Genomic DNA, 16,962 nt, shown 5'->3' with positions numbered 1-16,962 from the left:
CCCCTGGCCCCGCGTGCGGGTTCCTCGGTCAGCTCCCGTCGGAGCCGCCGCCCCCACCGCCGTCCGATCCGCCGCCGTCCGACCCGGCGTCACCGGACTCCGTGTCAGCCGGTCCGGCGTCCGCCGCCCCCGGGGCCCGCTGCGGCTTGCCGAGCGTGGTGGTCGACCGGTCGGCCGCCGGCGTGTCCGGGAGGTCGGCCGTGCCCGGGCCGATCCTGATCTCGAAGTCGCCCGCGTACTTCTCGCCGCCGGCGATCACCGCCATCTCGACGACCTCCTCGCCCTTCTGCTCGCGCAGCACCAGCGAGTCCTGCCGCAGATCGCGCATGAACGCGAAGCACAGTCCGATCATCACCAGCGTGAAGGGCACGGCCGCCAGAATCGTCAGGTTCTGTAGGCCGTCCAGCGCCGGGTTCTCGTCGGAGCCCGGTTCCGCCTCGCCGCTCCCGACCAACAGCATGATCGCGGCCACCGCACCGGTGAGCGCGCCCCAGAAGATCACGACCAGCCGGTGCGGCTCCTGGGACCCCTTCTGCGACAGCGTGCCCATCACGATGGACGCCGCGTCCGCGCCGGAGACGAAGAAGATGCCGACCAGGATCATCACCAGCAGCGAGGTGACGGTGACCATCGGGTACTCGGCCAGCACCGTGAACAGCTGGCCCTCGGTGGTCGCCTCGCCGGCGATGTCGACGCCGTTCTCCTGTTCGCGCATGCCCGTGCCGCCGAAGATGGCGAACCAGACCAGGCTGACCGCGCTGGGCACCAGGATCACACCGCCGACGAACTGCCTGATGGTGCGACCACGGCTGATCCGGGCGATGAACATGCCGACGAAGGGCGTCCAGGAGATCCACCACGCCCAGTAGAAGACCGTCCAGCCGGAGAGCCAACCGGCCACGTCCTCGCCGCCGCTGGCCTCGGTGCGCGCCGCCATCTGGGGCAGCTGGTCGATGAACGAGCCGACCGAGGTCGGGATCAGGTCCAGGATCAGCACGGTCGGGCCCGCGATGAAGACGAACAGCGCCAGAATGCCGGCCAGCACCATGTTGATGTTGGAGAGCCACTGGATGCCCTTGGCCACCCCGGAGACGGCGGAGAGCACGAACGCCGCGGTCAGGAAGGCGATGATCGCCACCAGCAGACCGTTGCCGACATCCTCCATCCAGTCCAGTTCCTCTATGCCGCTGCCGATCTGGAGCGCGCCGAGCCCCAGCGAGGCGGCCGAGCCGAAGAGGGTGGCGACGATGGCCAGGATGTCGATGACCTTGCCGACCCCGCCGTTGGCGCGCCGCTCACCGATCAGCGGGGTGAAGACGGCGCTGATGGTCTGTCGGCGTCCGCGCCGGTAGGCGCTGTAGGCGATGGCCATGCCGACGACCGCGTAGATCGCCCAGGGGTGCAGGGTCCAGTGGAAGAGCGTGGTCGCCATGGAGGTGGCCATGGCCTCGCCCGAGTCGTCGGGCGACGTGCCGGGGGGAGCGGTGGTGTAGTGGTTGAGCGGCTCGGCGACGCCCCAGAACATGAGCCCGATGCCCATGCCGGCGCTGAACATCATCGCCACCCAGGACACGGTCCTGAACTCGGGTGCCTCCCCCTCCTTGCCCAGGGTGATCCGGCCGTAGCGGCTGATCGCCAGCCACAGCGCGAACACCACGAAACCCGAGGCGGCGAGGACGAATGCCCATCCCGCGTTCTCGATGATGCTGTTCAGCAAGTCGGTCGAAACGTCGGCCAATGAGTCCGTGGCGACGGCTCCCCAGATGACAAAGGCAAGAGTCGCGGCGGCGGATACGCCGAAGACCACGTAATCCGTTCGTGGTTCTCTGAATGCCGCCCGCTTGGGCCCTTCCGATGTCGGTGAGTTCTTATCGCCTGGCACGCGATTCCGCCTATCTGTATGGGTCACTTCCCCCGTGCGCGAGGGATATCCGCAGGGGGTACACGGGTAGGTACGCGGGGGCGGCTACCCGAGCTCCGCACCACCATGCGCGAAGGTTATCGAGCCGATACCTCCAGGCTGCGGCGTTCGGTGACCATGTCATCGCAAGTCATCGCAAAAAACAGCGCGCGGAGTAGCGAGGGCCCTTGATTTCGGGATTTGGAACGCCCTCTTCCGTTTGTGGCTCCGCCGGATGTGCGGCCCGTGTCCTCGTCGGAGGAACACCCGGGAGCCCGCTGCGCGGCGGCGCCGGTCACTCCTCCGTCGACGCGGGCGCGGGCGGAGTGGTCTCCAGCGTCCGTAGCGCCGCGATGACTTCTTCGGCATTCGGCAGGGATTCCGGATCGATCAGGAACTGCGCGATATAACCGACGGCCAGCGCGTACATCACCGAGCCGATGCCGCGTTCGGCGGCCGGATCCACCTCGTCCGTGGGGCGGTCGAGCGTGATCGCGGCCAGGGCCCGCCGGCCCTCGTGGAATCCTGCGGCGAGCGCCAGGCGGAGCTCCTCGTCGAACGCCGCCTCCGCCAGGGCCTGGAGGCTCGCCAGGTGGACGGGCCTGGCCTCGGGGATGGCCGCCATGAGCCCCCCGATCAGGGCGGCGAGCCGCTGGGGCGGCGCCTCGCCGCCGGCGGACCGGGCGGCGGCCTCGATGGCGTCGCCCCACTCGCCCGAGGCCTCAAGCACCGCCGCCCGCATCAGCTTGTCCTTCGAGCCGAAGTGGTAGCCGATCGAGGCCAGATGGGAGCCGGAGGCCGCCGCGATGTCCCGGGCGGTGGTGTGGCTGTAGCCCTTCTCGGTCAGGCACTGCTTGGCGCCTCTGAGCAGGTCGTCGCGCTGAGTCATGGCGCCACCCTACCGGCTTGTACGGACGTACGTTTGGCTTCCTGTTTGTACGTACGTACAATCACGCCATGGTCGCTTCCCCTCCCGCGCCTCCCGGCGCCTCCCCCGCCGTTCCTCCGTCCGCCCGGGCCGGTGCCCGGGCCTGGTGGGGGCTGCCGTTCCTGTTGCTGCCGGCGCTGCTGGCCTCGATGGACATCTCGATCCTGTTCGTCGCCTCGCCGGCGATCACCGAGGCGTTGGCGCCCAGTGCCACCGAGTGGCTCTGGATGATGGACGTCTACGGATTCGTGATGGCCGGGCTCCTGATCACCATGGGGGCGCTGGGGGACCGGATAGGCCGGAAGCGACTGCTGCTGATCGGGTCCGGCCTCTTCGGGATCGCCTCGGTGGCGATCGCCTGGGCCTCCACTCCGGAGGAAGTCATCGCGGCACGGGTGCTGTTGGGGGTGGGCGCCGCCACACTCGCGCCCTCGACGCTCTCCCTGATCCGGGGCATGTTCCTCGACGAGCGGCAGCGCCGGGCGGCGGTGGGCGCCTGGACCGTCGCCTTCACCGGCGGCGCCGTCGCCGGGCCGATCGTCGGCGGGGTGCTGTTGGAGCACTTCTGGTGGGGATCGGTCTTCCTGATCAATGTGCCGGTGATGGGGGTGCTGCTGCTCACCGTCCCGTTCCTGATCGACGAGTCCAGGAACCCCGGGGCCACGCGGTTCGACCTGCCGGGGGCCGCGACCTCCTTTGTCGCGATCCTCGGCCTGGTCTTCGCGGCGAAGCGGCTGGTCGAGCACGGGCTCGACGCGACGGGCTGCTGGGCGCTCGCCGGCGGACTCGCCGCGCTGGCGCTCTTCCTGCGCCGGCAGCGGGGAGCCGCCCATCCGCTGGTCGATCTGACGCTCTTCCGTCGCCCGGCCTTCGGCGCCGCCGTCGCCGGTCAGACCGTGGTGGCCTTCTCGGCCGCCGGGCTGGGTCTGCTCGCCTTCACCTTTCTACAGACCGTGCACCAACTGAGCGCGTTGCGGGCCGCCTTGTGGGCGCTGCCGACCTTCGCCGGCACGCTGGTCGGCGCCGTCCTGGCCGCCGCGCTCGCCGCGCGGCTGCGTCCCGCGACGCTGCTCGCCGCCGGGCTGCTGCTCGGGACCGTCGGCTTTCTGGTCGTGGGGACGGTCGGGGCCGGGAGCCCGCTCACGGTGTTCATCGGCGGCTACACCGTCCTGACCCTCGGGGTCGGCGTGGTGGGGACGCTCGCCAACACGCTGATCCTCACCGCGGCCCCGCCCGAGCGGGCCGGTGCCGCGGCCGGTATCTCCGAGACCAGCAACGAACTCGGCGCCGCGCTGGGCATCGCGACCCTTGGCACCGTGGCGAGCGCCGTCTACCGGGAGCGGGTCACGGGCGTGCCGGCGGCCGGTGAGACCGTCACCGAGGCGCTCGGGCGGGCGGCCGACCTGCCGGCCGCCGAGGGCGCGCGGCTGCTCGACTTCGCCTTCGCGGCCTACAGCGACAGCGTGAACACGGCCGCCGTCGCGGGCGCTGGCGTGCTGGCGGCGGTGGCGGTCCTCGCCTGGCTCGCCCTCCGGCGGGAGCCGACCGCGAGCAACGAGCGTGAGAAGACCACTTGTTGATCAGTAGTCGACGCGCAGTGATCAACGCCGTGAACGGATCGCCAGAAACCGCCGTCTATTGACATGTGCACTTCCATCAACGCGCGTTGCTTGGTACAAACAGTGCCACAGCGACCCCCCATGGAGGTTCCGTGAGACTGACCAGACGCCTGTCCGCCGTCGCCGTGCTCATCTTCGGGTTCGTGCTCGGCCTGATCGGCGCGGGCCCGGCGCAGGCCGCCGCCGCTCCCGCCTATGTGGCCCTCGGGGACTCGTACTCCTCGGGCAACGGGGCGGGCGGCTACATCGACTCCGACTGTCACCGCAGCAACAACGCCTACCCCTCCCTCTGGGCCCAGGCGAACAACCCCTCGTCCTTCTCCTTCCAGGCCTGCTCGGGCGCCGTGACCAGCGATGTGACCGGCTCCCAGGTCAACGCGCTCAACTCGTCGACCGGCCTGGTCAGCATCACCATCGGCGGCAACGACGCCGGCTTCGCCGATGTGATGACCACCTGCGTGGTGAGTTCCGACAGCACCTGCCTGAACCGGATCGCGACCGCTCGCACCTTTGTCAGCAACACCCTGCCGGCGCGGCTTGACAGCGTGTACAACGCGATCAAGGCCAGGGCTCCCAACGCGCATGTCGTGGTGCTCGGCTACCCGCGCTTCTACACCCAACCCACCGGGCTGTGCCTGGGCCTGAGCCAGACCAAGCGGAACGCCATCAACGAGGCGTCCGACCTGCTCAACTCCGTGATCTCCGCGCGCGCGTCGGCGCACGGCTTCACCTACGGCAACGTGGCCGCCGCCTTCGCCGGGCATGAGCTGTGCTCAGGCGACGACTGGCTGCACGACCTGGCCCTGCCGCTGTGGGAGGCGTACCACCCGACCGCTCGGGGTCACGCCAATGGCTACTTCCCCGTGCTCAATGCCAACGACTGACCCTGAAAGATCAGTTCTCGGCCGGATCTGAACGACCGCTGGTCGCGAATGATCCTGGGTGGTCCGGTGCCCGGCACCGGACCACCCTGCCGGCCCTCCCCGTGCCGGCGGTCGCGCGCCGGCCACCGGTCAGGCCGTGTGGAGCCGGCTGGGCGTCCGCACCGTGAAGTCGCCGTTGGTCAGGAGCGGGAACGTGGCGGAGCGCCCCGAGGCGATGATGGCGTACTGGACGACCGGGGCGAGCTTGCGTAACTCCGCCATGGGCGCCCACCGGCACTCCGGCTTGAGATCGATCGCCTCGGTGGGGATGCCGTCCGTGATCCCGCCGTCCAGGACATAGCTCAACTCCCGCACCGCGCCCCGCTCGTCCGTCTCCAGGCTGAAGGCCAACCCCGAGTCGATCGCCCGTCGGTACCCGGTCCTGGACGCCAGCACCTCGCTGCCCGTCTCCGCGACCGACCCGCCGGCCGGGACCACCCCGCCCGGCAGATCCCAGGCCCCGCCACCGGGGCGCCGGATCAGGAGAACACGCAGGGTGTGCGTGGTGCAGAGGACATTGACGCGGATCGGCAGCTCATGGTGGAAGGGCATGGGTGATCTCTCCGATTCCGTGGGAGACAGACGTTTACCGTGCTGGACTACCGGGCTCAGTATCGGGCTCAACTACATTGTGTAGTAGGGGGATCGCACTCCGCGCTAGCGGGTCGCCGGAAACGCGTGTGACGCGGGCCGGGCGAGCGGCGATACTCCGGTGTCATGACCGTGGCACGGCAGTCGCCATCCCGCCCCTTTCCGGTGCTCTGGCTCTGCGGGCCGCCCGGCGTGGGCAAGAGCGCGACCGGCTGGGAGCTGTACCGGCAACTCGCCTCGGAGGGGATCAGCGCCGGCCATGTCGACATCGACCAGCTGGGAATGATCCATCCCGAGCGTCCCGACGACCGGGACCGGCACCGTCTCAAGGCGAGGAACCTGGCGGCGGTCGCCGCCAACGCCGCAGCGACCGGGGCGAGTTGCCTGATCGTCTCCGGAGTGGTCGACCCGGTCCACGGCGTGCCGAGTGCCGAGCTGGCCGGCCCCGGCGCGCCCGGTACAGCGCTGGTGGTGTGCCGGCTGCGGGCGAACGCCGACGAGCTGGCCGGCCGCTTCCGCGGACGAGGCGTGCTCGTGCACGAGCTGCCGCGGGTCCTGGCGGAAGCGGAGACCCTGGATCTCGGCGGGTTCGCCGACCTCGTCGTGGAGACCACCGGCCGGTCCGTCGAGGACGTGGTGCGGCGGGTCAGGGAACGGTGGTCGCCGCACGGCGCCGCCGCCGCTCCGCCCGAGCCACCGCCCGCGCCGCGCGGCGCCGGCGGCGCGATGCTCTGGATCACCGGGGCGCGCGGCGTGGGCAAGTCCACCGTCGGCTGGCAGACGTACACCCGGATCCAACGGGCGGGAGTCCCGGTGGCGTTCTTCGACCTGGAGCAGATCGGGTTTCTCTCGCCGACGCCGCCGGACGACCCCGAACACCACCGCTTCAAGGCGCGCAACCTGGCGGCCCTGTGGCGGAACTGCGCCGCCCAGGGCGCCCGCCACCTCGTCGTCAACGGGCTGGTGAGCGACGCCAGGAGCGTGACCGCCTACCGGGAGGCGCTCCCCACCACCCCGCTCACCGTCTGCCGACTGGAAGCGGGGCCGGCGCGGTTGGCCGACCGCGTCGCCCGCCGGGGAGCGGGGGAGGGGCCCGTGCTGGCCGGGGACCCGCTGAACGGGCGCTCGGCCGCCGAGCTGCGGCGGGCCGCCGCCGAAGCGAGCGCGCAGGCCGAGGCGTTGGCACGCGCCTCGATCGGCGAGCTGGTCGTGGACACGGACGCGCGCTCGGCCGACGAGACGGCCGAGCTGATCCTGAGCCGCTGGCCAGGAGCGCCGGCGGCGCCGCGGCCATCGGCGGCCGGCTGAGCGCGGCGACGCCCCCGCGCGGCGACGGTGGACCGCCGGGAGTCGGGTGCCGTCGCCGGGGGCGGAAGCGGCGGCCCCGCGGGCTACGCTGCGGTCATGGACGAGGAACGGGAGCCTCGGGTGGGGGCGTTGCTACGGGAGTGGCGACGGCGCAGGAAGCTCAGCCAGCTGGAGCTCTCGCTCCTGGCGGAGACCTCGGCGCGGCATCTCTCCTGTGTGGAGACGGGCAAGTCCCGGCCCAGCCGCGCCATGGTCCTGCGGCTGGCCGTGGCGCTTGACGTACCGCTGCGCGAGCGCAACGCCCTGCTGCTGGCGGCCGACTACGCGCCGGCCTACCGGGAGAGCCGGCTGGACGACCGCGAGATGGTCCGGATCCGCGCCGCGTTGGACCAGATGCTGACCGCGCACGAGCCCTATCCGGCCGTCGTCCTGGACCGGTACTGGAACGTGGTCGCCGGCAACGGGGCCATGGCCGTGCTGACGGCCGGCCTTCCGCCGCACCTCCTGGAGCCGGCGCCCAACGTCTTCCGGATGGCGCTCCATCCGGAGGGGCTCGCGGCCCGCCTGGCCAATCTCCGGCAGGTGCGGGAGCTCTTCCTCGAACATCTGCGGCGCCAGGTGGACGGCACGGGCGATCCCCGACTCCGCGCGCTGCACGAGGAGGTGAGCCGCTACCCCCTGCCGGCCGGCCACCGCGAGAGCGAGTCGCCGAAACCACCGGCGGGGCCCGTCCAGGTGCCGCTGCGGCTGCGGTCCCCGGGCGGCGAGCTGTCCCTCTTCGGCACCATGGCCACCTTCGGCGCGCCCGCCGACGTGACCCTGTCGGAGCTGGCGATCGAGCTGTTCTATCCGCTGGACGACTTCACCGCCGGGGCGCTGCGGGAGTTCGCCGCGGGTCGGTGAGCCGGGCGCGGAGAGCGCCCCACGCCCGGCCGGGGAGCCGCCCCCAGCCGGGCGGCGTCTCGGCGACGGCGGTGTCCGCCGTGTCGTCCAGCGGAACGTGCGCCCGTGCGACGTCGTCGGGCGGCGTGGGCGTTCCCGCCGTCCCAGGTCGGATCCCGCGCCGGGCGGTCGTCAGCTGACCGCCGGTGCGGGAGCCGGCAGTTCGAGGCGGGCGATCAGCCGGTCGAGGAGCGTGGCGAGCAGCGCGTCGTCCGTGTCCGCCGGCAGGGTGGCCCAGTGCGCCCGCACCCGGTGGGCCAGGTCGGCGCGCACGGCCATGCCGTGCGGCGTGAGCCCGGCCAACACCCGGCGCCGGTCCAGCGGATCGACCCGGCGGTGCACCAGACCGTCGTCGACCAGCTGGTCCATCAGCCGGGTCAGGCTGGGCGGCGGGAGCAGCGTCCGCTCGGCGATGGCCGTCATCCCATGGCCCCTGCCGTCGGCCAGCAGGGCCAGCACCCGCCAGGCGTCCACGGAGCAGCCCGTCTCGTCCAGCGCCGCGCGCAGCCTGCGGGCCGCCAGTCGTTCCGCCCGGGTGAGCAGGAAGGAGACGTCACCGGCGCCGCCGGGATCGTCCGGGCGGGGCGCGGGAGTTGAAGGCATCGCACTCCTCGGGGGCTGTCCTGGGCTCCATGGTACAAACGCCGGCGGCGACGGCGTCGTCTCGCTGGCTGGGAGCGTCCGGCGGGCCCGGCCGCCCGGGGCCATGATGGGCGGATGGCCCACGGCGACTGGCTGGCTCCCGACACGGACGCGCTCGGCGTCGCCCTGGTGGTGCCCAGGAGCGGGCCGGCCGGGATCTTCGGCCCCGCCTGCGAGCTGTGCGCCCGGCTGGCCGCCGACGAGGTCAACGCGGACGGCGGCGTGTTGGGGCGCGCGCTGCGGCTGGTCCTGGTCGACGGCGGAGGCCCGCCGCAGCGGGTGGCGGACGAGGTGGCGGCGCTGGTCGCGGCGGGGATCGTGCACGGGGTGACGGGCTGGCACATCTCCTCGGTGCGGCGCGCGGTGGCGCCCCGGATCGCCCATCGGGTCCCCTATGTGTATACGGCGCTCTACGAGGGCGGGGAGAACTCCGCCGGCGTCTTTCTGACCAGCGAGACCCCGGACGGCCAACTGCGTCCCGCGATGCGGTTGTTCGCCGCCGAACTGCGGGTGCGGCGCTGGTATGTGATCGGCAACGACTACATCTGGCCCCGGCGCACCGCGTGGGCCGCCGAGCGCTACGCCAGAGAGGACGGCGGTCGGGTCGTCGGCGCCGACTACCTGCCGTTGGGCACCGACGACTTCGGCGCCGCGCTGCGCCGCGTCGAGCGCGCCGAGGCGGACGCCGTCCTGATGCTGCTGGTGGGCAGCGACGCGGTGCGGTTCAACCGGGCGTTCGCCGCCGCCGGCCTCGACCGGCGCAGTCTGCGGCTGAGCACGCTGATGGACGAGAACATGCTGGCGGCCAGCGGCCCGGACGCCACCAGGGGGCTGAGCGCGACGGGCGGCTTCTTCGCCGCCCTGGCCACCGCCGACACCCTGGACTTCCAGGGGCGTTACACGGCCAGGTTCGGACCCGAGGCGCCGGCGCCGAGCGCGCTCGGGGAGTCGTGCTACGAGGGGGTGCTGCTGCTGGCGGCGCTGGTCGGCCGGGCCGGCTCGGTCGCGGTGCCGGCGATCGAGGGCGTCGCGCCCCAGGTGAGCTACCAGGGGGCGCGTGGCGAACTGCGGCTGCGGGGACGGCATGTGCGCCAGCGCATCTATCTGGCGGAGGCGGACGGCCTGGACTTCGCGGTCACCGCCGAGCTGGACGCCTGGAGCTGACCGCCCGTGATACTTCCGAACGGAAGTATTAACGGTCGTGAAATTCCTGGGCAACAAGGCGATTTGAAGCTGTGGCGTGCCCTCGTCGGGCGGCGTCGCCCGGCGTTTTTTCCCCCGCACCCCCGCACCATTCCCCGCAGTCGCAGGGGACAAGGAGGACGAGATGCCCCCCATTGCCCGGGTACGCCACCTGGCCGCGATCGCCGTCGCGAGTGTGACCGCCCTCGCGTTGACCGCCTGCGGAGCCAGGACGGGCGAGGAGACCGAGAACGCCGCCGCCACCGTCGACACCTCGGGGGACACCATCAAGGTGGGCCTGCTCAACTCCCTCTCCGGCACCATGGCCATCAGCGAGGTGACGGTCCGGGACGCGCTCCTGCTCGCCATCGAGGAGATCAACGCCGACGGCGGTGTGCTGGGCAAGCAGATCGAGCCGATCAGCGAGGACGGCGCCTCCGACTGGCCGACCTTCGCCGAGAAGTCCGAGAAGCTGATCCAACAGGACCAGGTGGCCGCCGTGTTCGGCTGCTGGACCTCGGCCAGCCGCAAGGCCGTGCTGCCGGTCTTCGAGCAGAACGGCTCGCTGCTGTTCTACCCCGTGCAGTACGAGGGCCTTGAGCAGTCGCCCAACATCTTCTACACCGGCGCCACCACCAACCAGCAGATCGTGCCGGCCCTGGACTACCTGGTCGAGCAGGGCGTGGAGTCGCTCTACCTGGTGGGCAGCGACTACGTCTTCCCGCGCACCGCCAACCGGATCATCCGCGCCTACGCCGAGGAGCACGGCATCGAGATATCCGGCGAGGACTACGCCCCGCTGGGCTCGACCGAGTTCTCCACCATCGCCAACAAGGTCGAACGCTCGGGCGCCGACGCCGTTTTCAACACGCTCAACGGGGACAGCAACGTCTCCTTCTTCTCCGAGTACGCCGCCACCGGGCTGACCGCCGAGACCATGCCGGTGCTCTCCGTGTCCATCGCCGAGGAGGAGGTGAACAGCATCGGCGCGGAGAACCTGGCGGGCCAGCTGACGTCGTGGAACTACTACCAGACCACCGAGGGCGCGGCCAACGAGGCGTTCGTCGCCGCCTACCAGGAGCGCTACGGCGCCGACCGGCCGACCTCCGATCCGATGGAGGCCGCCTACACCTCGGTCCACCTGTGGGCCGCGATGGTCGAGGAGGCCGGCTCCTTCGAGGTGGCCGACGTCCGCGCGGCGGCCGACGGGATCACGTTCGAGGCGCCCGAGGGCACCGTCACGGTGGACGGCGAGACCCAGCACATCTTCAAGACCAACCGCATCGGCGAGATCGGCGCCGACGGCCTGATCACCGAGGTGTGGAGCAGCGAGGAGCCCATCAGGCCGGACCCCTACCTGCGCGAGTACGACTGGGCCGAGGGTCTGTCCTGACCCATGACCGTCATCCTCAGCCAGTCCTTCACGGGCGTCAGCATCGGCGCCGTGCTGCTGCTGATCGCCCTGGGCCTGTCCCTGACCTTCGGTCAGATGGGCGTGATCAACATGGCGCACGGCGAGTTCATCATGGCCGGCGCCTACACCGTCTATGTCGTCCAACAGTCCGTCGAGGCCCCCGGCACCTCGCTGCTGCTCGCCCTGCCGGTCGCCTTCCTGGTGGCCGGCGCCATGGGGGTGCTGCTTGAGTGGCTGCTGATCCGCCGCCTCTACACCCGGCCGCTGGACACGCTGCTGGTCACCTGGGGCGTGTCGCTGATGTTGCAGCAGCTCGCCCGGGACATCTTCGGCGCGCCGAACGTCCACACGCGGGCGCCGAGTTGGCTCAGCGGGCGGATCACGCTGATCGGCGGTGAGCACCCGCTGACGTTGGCCCACAGCCGGCTCTTCATCCTGGCGCTGGCCCTGGCCGCCGTGCTGGCGCTGACCCTCACGCTGCGGCTCACCTCGCTGGGCCGGCGGATGCGGGCCGTGGTGCAACACCGCGAGCTGGCCGAGGCGTCCGGGATCGCCACCGGGCAGGTGGACCGGATCACGTTCTTCATCGGCTCGGGGCTCGCGGGTCTGGCCGGCGTCGCGCTGACGCTGGTGGGGCCCATCGGACCCACCATGGGCACCAACATCATCATCGACGCCTTCCTGGTGATCGTGGTCGGCGGCATCGGACAGCTGCGCGGCGCGGTCATCGCGGCCTTCGCGCTCGGCGTGCTCCAGGCGGTGATGGAGTACTCCACCACCGTGAGCCTCGCCCGCGTCGTCGTGCTGGTCGCCATCGTCGCCTTCCTCCAGTGGCGTCCCCAAGGCATCTACACCCTGCGCACCCGGAGCCTGGCATGATCGAGAACCCGAAGGTGAGGCGCTCCTCCCGCTGGCGGCTGGCCGCCGGCTACGCACTCGGCGCGGTGCTGCTGTTCGCCGTCGCGCCCGCCGCGCTCTCCGACTTCCGCCTCGAACAGCTGGCGCGTTACCTCTGCTTCGCCCTCGTCGCCGTGGGCATCTCCCTGGCGTGGGGGCGGGGCGGCATGCTCACCCTGGGCCAGGGCCTGTTCTTCGGCCTCGGCGGCTATGTCATGGCGATGCACCTCAAGCTGGCCGACGCCGGCCCGGGCCAGCTGCCCGACTTCATGCTGCTCTACGGGTCGACCGACCAACTGCCGTGGTGGTGGGAGCCGTTCAGGTCCCCTGTGGTGGCGATCGCCGCCGTGTTCCTGGTGCCCATGGCGGTCGCCGCGCTGATCGGCTTCCTGGTGTTCCGGCGGCGGGTCAAGGGCGCCTACTTCGCCATCCTCAGCCAGGCGCTCGCCGCCGCGTTCGCCATCCTGCTGATCGGCCAGCAGGCCACCACGGGAGGCACCAACGGGCTGACCAACTTCCAGGGCTTCTTCGGCTTCTCGCTGCACGATCCCGTGAATCGCCGGATGGTGTACTTCGTCATCGCCGGCACCCTGCTGGCCGTGATGCTCCTCACCCGCCAGCTGTTCCTCAGCCGCTACGGCGAACTGCTGGTCGCCGTGCGGGACTCGGAGGAGCGGGTGCGCTTCCTCGGCTACGACCCGGCGCTGGTCAAGCTGGTCGCCTACGTGGTCTCGGCCGGCATGGCGGGCCTTGCCGGGGCGCTGTTCGTGCCCGCGGTGGGGATCATCTCGCCCGCGCTGATCGGCATCGTGCCCTCCATCCAGTTCCTGATCGGCGCGGCCATCGGCGGCCGGGCCAGCCTGGTGGGCGCGGCGCTCGGCGCCATCGCCGTCGCCTGGGCCCAGACCACCCTCTCCGAGGAGTTCCCCGCCGCCTGGACCTACTTCCAGGCCGGCCTCTTCATCGTGGTGGTGGCCTTCCTGCCCGGCGGACTGATCTCCCTGCGGCAGCTGCTCGCCCGCCGCCGCCCGAGCCCCGTGGGAGGAACCCCATGAACGAGGCGTCCCCGCCCGGCCTGACCATCGACGAACTGCGCGTCTCCTTCGACGGGTTCACCGCCGTGGACGGCGTGAGCCTGCGGGTCGGCCCCGGCGACCTGCGGTTTCTGATCGGGCCCAACGGAGCGGGCAAGACCACCCTGGTGGACGCCGTCACCGGCCTGGCCCGCGCCACCGGGTCGGTGCGGTTCGGCGGCGAGGAGCTGCTGGGCCGCCCCGTGCACCGGATCGCCCGGCTCGGCGTCGGCCGCACCTTCCAGACCGCGACCGTCTTCGAACAGCTCACCGTCCTACAGAACCTCGATATCGCCGCCGGCGCCGGGCGCCGCCCCCACACCCTGCTGCGGCAGCGCCGCTCGGTGCCGGCCGCCGTGGACGAGGCGCTCGCCACGGTCGGCCTGACCGCCCACGCCCACCGGCTCGCCGGCACCCTGGCGCACGGGCAGAAACAGTGGTTGGAGATCGGGATGCTGCTGGTGCAGGACGTCCGACTGCTGCTCCTGGACGAGCCGGTGGCCGGGATGAGCCACGACGAGCGGGACGCCACCGGCGCGCTGCTGCGCGCCGTGGCCGGGGACCGCACGGTCGTGGTGATCGAGCACGACATGGACTTCATGCGCGCCTACGCGGCCAGCGTCACCGTGCTGCACGCCGGCCGGGTGCTCAGCGAGGGAACTGTGGCCGAGGTGCGGGCCGACCCCCGCGTCCAGGAGGTCTATCTGGGCCACCCGCCCGACGGGTCGTCCACCACCGTGGCGGCCACCGTCGCCGAGGAGGCGTGATGCTGGAGATCACCGACCTGGTCGCCGGCTACGGCCGCAGCCAGGTGCTGCACGGCGTCGGCCTGACGGTGCCCGAGGACGGCGTCGCCGCCGTGTTGGGGCACAACGGCGCGGGCAAGTCCACCCTGCTGCGCGCCGCGCTCGGCCTGCTGCGACCGACGGGGGGCCGGGTGCGGTTCGACGGCAGGGACGTCACCCGGCTGCCGGCGCACCGGCGGGTGCGCCTGGGTCTTGCCTATGTGCCGCAGGGGCAGCAGAGCTTCCCCCAGCTCACCGCCCTGGAGAACCTGCGCCTCGTCGCCGACGGGCGGGGGCGGCGGGGCGCCGAGGCCCTGGACGAGGCGCTCGACCTCTTCCCCGCCCTGCGGGAGCTCACCGGCCGCAGGGCCGGGCTGCTCTCCGGCGGCCAGCGGCAGCAACTCGCCATCGCGCGGGCGCTGATCACCCGGCCCCGGCTGCTGCTGCTCGACGAGCCGACCGAGGGCATCCAGCCGTCGGTGGTGGCCGAGATCCAGCGCACCATCCTGGAGCTGTCAGGGCGCGGCGGCCTCTCGGTGCTGCTGGTCGAGCAGCACATCGACTTCGCGCTGCGGGCGGCGCAGCGCTACCACGTGCTGGAGGCGGGCCGGATCACCTCGTCGGGCGAGGGGGACGAGGAAGCCCCGGCGAGGGTGCGGGAGGCGCTCAGCGTCTGATCCGACGGCGCGGCGCGCGCTCGGCCTTCGGCCTCAAGCGGTGTCGTGGCCTCGCTCGACGTCTTCCCGGGCGGCGGCTCACGCGGCGCAGGGCCGGGCTGCTCTCCGGCGGCCAGCGGCAGCAACTCGCCATCGCGCGGGCGCTGATCACCCGGCCCCGGCTGCTGCTGCTCGACGAGCCGACCGAGGGCATCCAGCCGTCGGTGGTGGCCGAGATCCAGCGCACCATCCTGGAGTGGTCGGGACGTGGCGACCTGTGGCCGCGAGAGCTGTGGCCGAGAGCCTCGCTCGACCTCTTCCCGGGCGGCGGCTCACTCCTCGTCCGGGGCCACGCAGACGATCTCGTTCCTCGGGGTGTAGTCCGTCTCGAACCGCTGCCGGTTCACCTCGTCGCCGCCGCGCACGAAGATCCGCTCGACGACGACGTCGAAGCCCTCAAGGGGCGGCTGTTCGACGCACTCCTCGTCGTCGCTCTCGTGGCGCTCCGGCTCCTCCACGTTCTCCCGGGGGCCGGTCTCGGAGCGGATCTCGTCATAGGCCCTGGTGCCCAGGAAGGTGATGGTCACCGAGTGGTCGTCGGCGGAGGCGAGCACATAGAGCGCGTTGCCCGAGTCGTTGCGGAAGCGCAGGTCCAGGCTGCCCCAGGCGACGGTGGCCTCCCGCCCCTCCGGGTAGCGCTCGATATAGAAGGAGTGCGCCCCGTACTCGACGAACTCGACGCCGGCGAAGAAGGCCGCGTTGAACATCGTCGTGGCCACCGCGGAGACGCCACCGCCCTGCGCGGTCTGGTAGCGGTCGTCGAGGATGATCACGCCCTCGACGAAGCCGTTCCCCTCGGTGCGTTCGCCGACCGTCTCGTTGAAGCTCCAGACCTCGTCGGGCTCCACCAGCGAGCCGTTGATCAGCTCGGCGGCCCGGCCGATGTTGGTGATCCGGTAGGCCGCCGGCTCGAACTCGACGGTGAAGCTGGAGATCTCCTCCACCAGGCCGAGATCGCGGTGGTTCTCCGCGCTGAGCGCCGGCTCGACCTCCTGGGTCGGCAGCACGCCGGTGCGGGCCGCCGCGCCGACGCCGGTGACCAGGGGCAGCAGCGCCTCGCCCAGCTGCTCGGTGTCCACCGCGCGCCCGGCCGAGCCGCCCGAGGCGACCACGGAGCCGCCCTGGAGGGCGAGGGTGGCGTTGGTGGGCTCCTCGGTGGCGGCCGTGAGCTGGGCCGCCAGCCGCTCGTCGGCGACCAGCTCCTCCTGGGCCAACGCCGGTTCGAGGCGGCCCTCGTCGTCGGCCTCCAGCCGCAGGTGGTCGCCCAGCAGATCGGGGGAGAGGGAGACCTCCGCCGTGCCGTCCTCGGCGCGCAGCCTGACCGGGCCCGACATGGCCGGCTCGGCGAACTCCCGGACGGCGCGGGCCACTTCCTCCTCGTCGACCAGGGGCTGCGCCTGGGAGACGGGCAGCCGCACGGGCTGCACCTCCTCGTCGAGGTACCCGGTGCGCAGCAGGTCCACGGCGGGCTCGACGGCCAGCGCGGTGCCGGCACGCGGCTCGGTGATCCGCACCTCGCCGTCCTCGAAGCCGACCTCACCCTCGGTGACGGTGCTGTCGGCCTCCTCCGCCAGCCGGCCGAGGAGCTCGCCCGAGTGCTCCTTGTGGTGCACCACCACCGGCTCGATCGCGCCGCCGTCGCCCCCGAAGACCCGGCCCAACAGCCCGGGGCGGTCGGCCAGTTCGACCGTGGCCGAGACGTCCAGGACCAGCCCCGCCTCCTCGGGATCCACCTCGTACACCGGCTCGTCCGTCTCGCCGAGCACCACCCTGATGGGGGCCGCCCGGACCTCGACCAGCTCGGCCGTCAGCCGTGCCCGCGCCTCCTCGGGGGAGAGACCGCCGATGTCCACCCCCAACACCGTGGTGCCGGAGGCGATCCGGCCGCCCTGGAAGACGCCGAGGGCGCCGAACAGCAGGGAGAGCAGCAGCACGGCCAGCAGCCCGGCGCTGCCCCATAGCGCCCAGCGCCGCCAGGGCGCGGGGTCCGGGCCCGGTATCCGAGGGGGCTGGGCCGGGATCGGTGGGATGACGGCCACGGA

15 protein-coding genes and 1 pseudogene are annotated in these 16,962 nt (G+C 72.0%); 11 read left to right on the top strand and 5 right to left on the bottom strand.

The window, feature by feature from the left end; all coding sequences use genetic code 11:
• Positions 1–28 precede the first annotated feature (28 nt).
• Positions 29–1,882, bottom strand: a complete 1,854-nt coding sequence (locus tag K4G22_RS03490) for a BCCT family transporter (RefSeq protein ID WP_228078183.1) — start codon at positions 1,880–1,882, stop codon at positions 29–31.
• Positions 1,883–2,195: 313 nt separating this feature from the next.
• Entirely contained in the window at positions 2,196–2,789 is a 594-nt protein-coding gene (locus tag K4G22_RS03485; protein ID WP_228078182.1) for a TetR/AcrR family transcriptional regulator, read from the bottom strand.
• Positions 2,790–2,857: 68 nt separating this feature from the next.
• Here K4G22_RS03485 and K4G22_RS03480 point away from each other — a divergent pair, with 68 nt between their 5' ends.
• Positions 2,858–4,408: an MFS transporter gene (locus tag K4G22_RS03480; RefSeq protein ID WP_228078181.1), complete on the top strand. Its 1,551-nt coding sequence runs from the start codon at positions 2,858–2,860 to the stop codon at positions 4,406–4,408.
• 131 nt (positions 4,409–4,539) lie between these two features.
• Positions 4,540–5,331 carry an SGNH/GDSL hydrolase family protein gene (locus K4G22_RS03475; protein ID WP_228078180.1) on the top strand — a complete coding sequence of 264 codons (792 nt, stop codon included), beginning with the start codon at positions 4,540–4,542 and terminating at the stop codon, positions 5,329–5,331.
• A 129-nt stretch (positions 5,332–5,460) separates the two neighbouring features.
• Here K4G22_RS03475 and K4G22_RS03470 read toward each other — a convergent pair whose 3' ends face one another.
• Positions 5,461–5,922 carry an NUDIX hydrolase gene (locus tag K4G22_RS03470; RefSeq protein ID WP_228078179.1) on the bottom strand — a complete coding sequence of 154 codons (462 nt, stop codon included), beginning with the start codon at positions 5,920–5,922 and terminating at the stop codon, positions 5,461–5,463.
• Between the two features lie 165 nt (positions 5,923–6,087).
• Here K4G22_RS03470 and K4G22_RS03465 point away from each other — a divergent pair, with 165 nt between their 5' ends.
• Positions 6,088–7,269: a hypothetical protein gene (locus K4G22_RS03465; protein WP_228078178.1), complete on the top strand. Its 1,182-nt coding sequence runs from the start codon at positions 6,088–6,090 to the stop codon at positions 7,267–7,269.
• Positions 7,270–7,365: 96 nt separating this feature from the next.
• Positions 7,366–8,172, top strand: coding sequence for a helix-turn-helix domain-containing protein (locus K4G22_RS03460; RefSeq protein ID WP_228078177.1), 807 nt, complete (start codon positions 7,366–7,368; stop codon positions 8,170–8,172).
• A gap of 171 nt (positions 8,173–8,343) precedes the next feature.
• On the opposite strand, the gene K4G22_RS03455 is transcribed toward K4G22_RS03460, so the two are convergent.
• Positions 8,344–8,814: a MarR family winged helix-turn-helix transcriptional regulator gene (locus tag K4G22_RS03455; protein ID WP_228078176.1), complete on the bottom strand. Its 471-nt coding sequence runs from the start codon at positions 8,812–8,814 to the stop codon at positions 8,344–8,346.
• Between the two features lie 114 nt (positions 8,815–8,928).
• Here K4G22_RS03455 and K4G22_RS03450 point away from each other — a divergent pair, with 114 nt between their 5' ends.
• The 7 genes and pseudogenes from K4G22_RS03450 to K4G22_RS31770 all read left to right on the top strand — a co-directional run.
• On the top strand, positions 8,929–10,017 hold the full coding sequence (locus K4G22_RS03450) for a substrate-binding domain-containing protein (RefSeq protein WP_228078175.1): 1,089 nt from the start codon (positions 8,929–8,931) through the stop codon (positions 10,015–10,017).
• Between the two features lie 163 nt (positions 10,018–10,180).
• A complete protein-coding gene (gene urtA / locus K4G22_RS03445; protein ID WP_228078174.1) occupies positions 10,181–11,428 on the top strand; it encodes an urea ABC transporter substrate-binding protein in 1,248 nt (415 codons plus the stop codon).
• Positions 11,429–11,431: 3 nt separating this feature from the next.
• Entirely contained in the window at positions 11,432–12,328 is an 897-nt protein-coding gene (gene urtB, locus K4G22_RS03440) for an urea ABC transporter permease subunit UrtB (protein WP_228078173.1), read from the top strand.
• Positions 12,325–13,401 (top strand): urea ABC transporter permease subunit UrtC, encoded by a 1,077-nt coding sequence (urtC, locus tag K4G22_RS03435; RefSeq protein ID WP_228078172.1) that lies wholly within the window; start codon positions 12,325–12,327, stop codon positions 13,399–13,401. Before urtB ends, urtC begins: the two co-directional genes overlap by 4 nt.
• Complete coding sequence (urtD, locus tag K4G22_RS03430) at positions 13,398–14,186, top strand: urea ABC transporter ATP-binding protein UrtD (RefSeq protein ID WP_228078171.1); 789 nt, start codon at positions 13,398–13,400, stop codon at positions 14,184–14,186. Before urtC ends, urtD begins: the two co-directional genes overlap by 4 nt.
• Positions 14,186–14,881, top strand: coding sequence for an urea ABC transporter ATP-binding subunit UrtE (gene urtE, locus K4G22_RS03425; protein WP_228078170.1), 696 nt, complete (start codon positions 14,186–14,188; stop codon positions 14,879–14,881). The genes urtD and urtE overlap by 1 nt, the downstream gene beginning before the upstream one ends.
• A 12-nt stretch (positions 14,882–14,893) precedes the next feature.
• Positions 14,894–15,138: pseudogene (locus K4G22_RS31770) on the top strand (ATP-binding cassette domain-containing protein); the annotation flags it as partial.
• Between the two features lie 54 nt (positions 15,139–15,192).
• Here the strand turns inward: K4G22_RS31770 and K4G22_RS03415 are convergent.
• The gene (locus K4G22_RS03415; protein WP_228078169.1) at positions 15,193–16,959 is read right to left on the bottom strand and encodes a VanW family protein; all 1,767 of its coding nucleotides are present in this window, start codon (positions 16,957–16,959) and stop codon (positions 15,193–15,195) included.
• Between the last annotated feature and the right edge of the window lie 3 nt (positions 16,960–16,962).

Origin of the sequence: Streptomyces profundus, assembly GCF_020740535.1 — a bacterium.
In the GTDB taxonomy this organism is placed as follows: Bacteria; Actinomycetota; Actinomycetes; order Streptomycetales; family Streptomycetaceae; genus Streptomyces; species Streptomyces profundus.
The sequence above is the reverse complement of the archived record's forward strand: the minus strand, read 5'-3'. Positions and strand labels throughout refer to the sequence as shown.

Excerpts from the sequence above, each read along its gene's own strand:
- K4G22_RS03465 (WP_228078178.1), top strand. The coding sequence starts at position 6,088 with ATGACCGTGGCACGGCAGTCGCCATCCCGCCCCTTTCCGGTGCTCTGG.
- K4G22_RS03485 (WP_228078182.1), bottom strand. The coding sequence starts at position 2,789 with ATGACTCAGCGCGACGACCTGCTCAGAGGCGCCAAGCAGTGCCTGACC.
- urtC (WP_228078172.1), top strand. The coding sequence starts at position 12,325 with ATGATCGAGAACCCGAAGGTGAGGCGCTCCTCCCGCTGGCGGCTGGCC.
- urtD (WP_228078171.1), top strand. The coding sequence starts at position 13,398 with ATGAACGAGGCGTCCCCGCCCGGCCTGACCATCGACGAACTGCGCGTC.
- urtE (WP_228078170.1), top strand. The coding sequence starts at position 14,186 with ATGCTGGAGATCACCGACCTGGTCGCCGGCTACGGCCGCAGCCAGGTG.
- K4G22_RS03450 (WP_228078175.1), top strand. The coding sequence starts at position 8,929 with ATGGCCCACGGCGACTGGCTGGCTCCCGACACGGACGCGCTCGGCGTC.
- K4G22_RS03455 (WP_228078176.1), bottom strand. The coding sequence starts at position 8,814 with ATGCCTTCAACTCCCGCGCCCCGCCCGGACGATCCCGGCGGCGCCGGT.
- urtA (WP_228078174.1), top strand. The coding sequence starts at position 10,181 with ATGCCCCCCATTGCCCGGGTACGCCACCTGGCCGCGATCGCCGTCGCG.
- urtB (WP_228078173.1), top strand. The coding sequence starts at position 11,432 with ATGACCGTCATCCTCAGCCAGTCCTTCACGGGCGTCAGCATCGGCGCC.
- K4G22_RS03470 (WP_228078179.1), bottom strand. The coding sequence starts at position 5,922 with ATGCCCTTCCACCATGAGCTGCCGATCCGCGTCAATGTCCTCTGCACC.
- K4G22_RS03460 (WP_228078177.1), top strand. The coding sequence starts at position 7,366 with ATGGACGAGGAACGGGAGCCTCGGGTGGGGGCGTTGCTACGGGAGTGG.
- K4G22_RS03480 (WP_228078181.1), top strand. The coding sequence starts at position 2,858 with ATGGTCGCTTCCCCTCCCGCGCCTCCCGGCGCCTCCCCCGCCGTTCCT.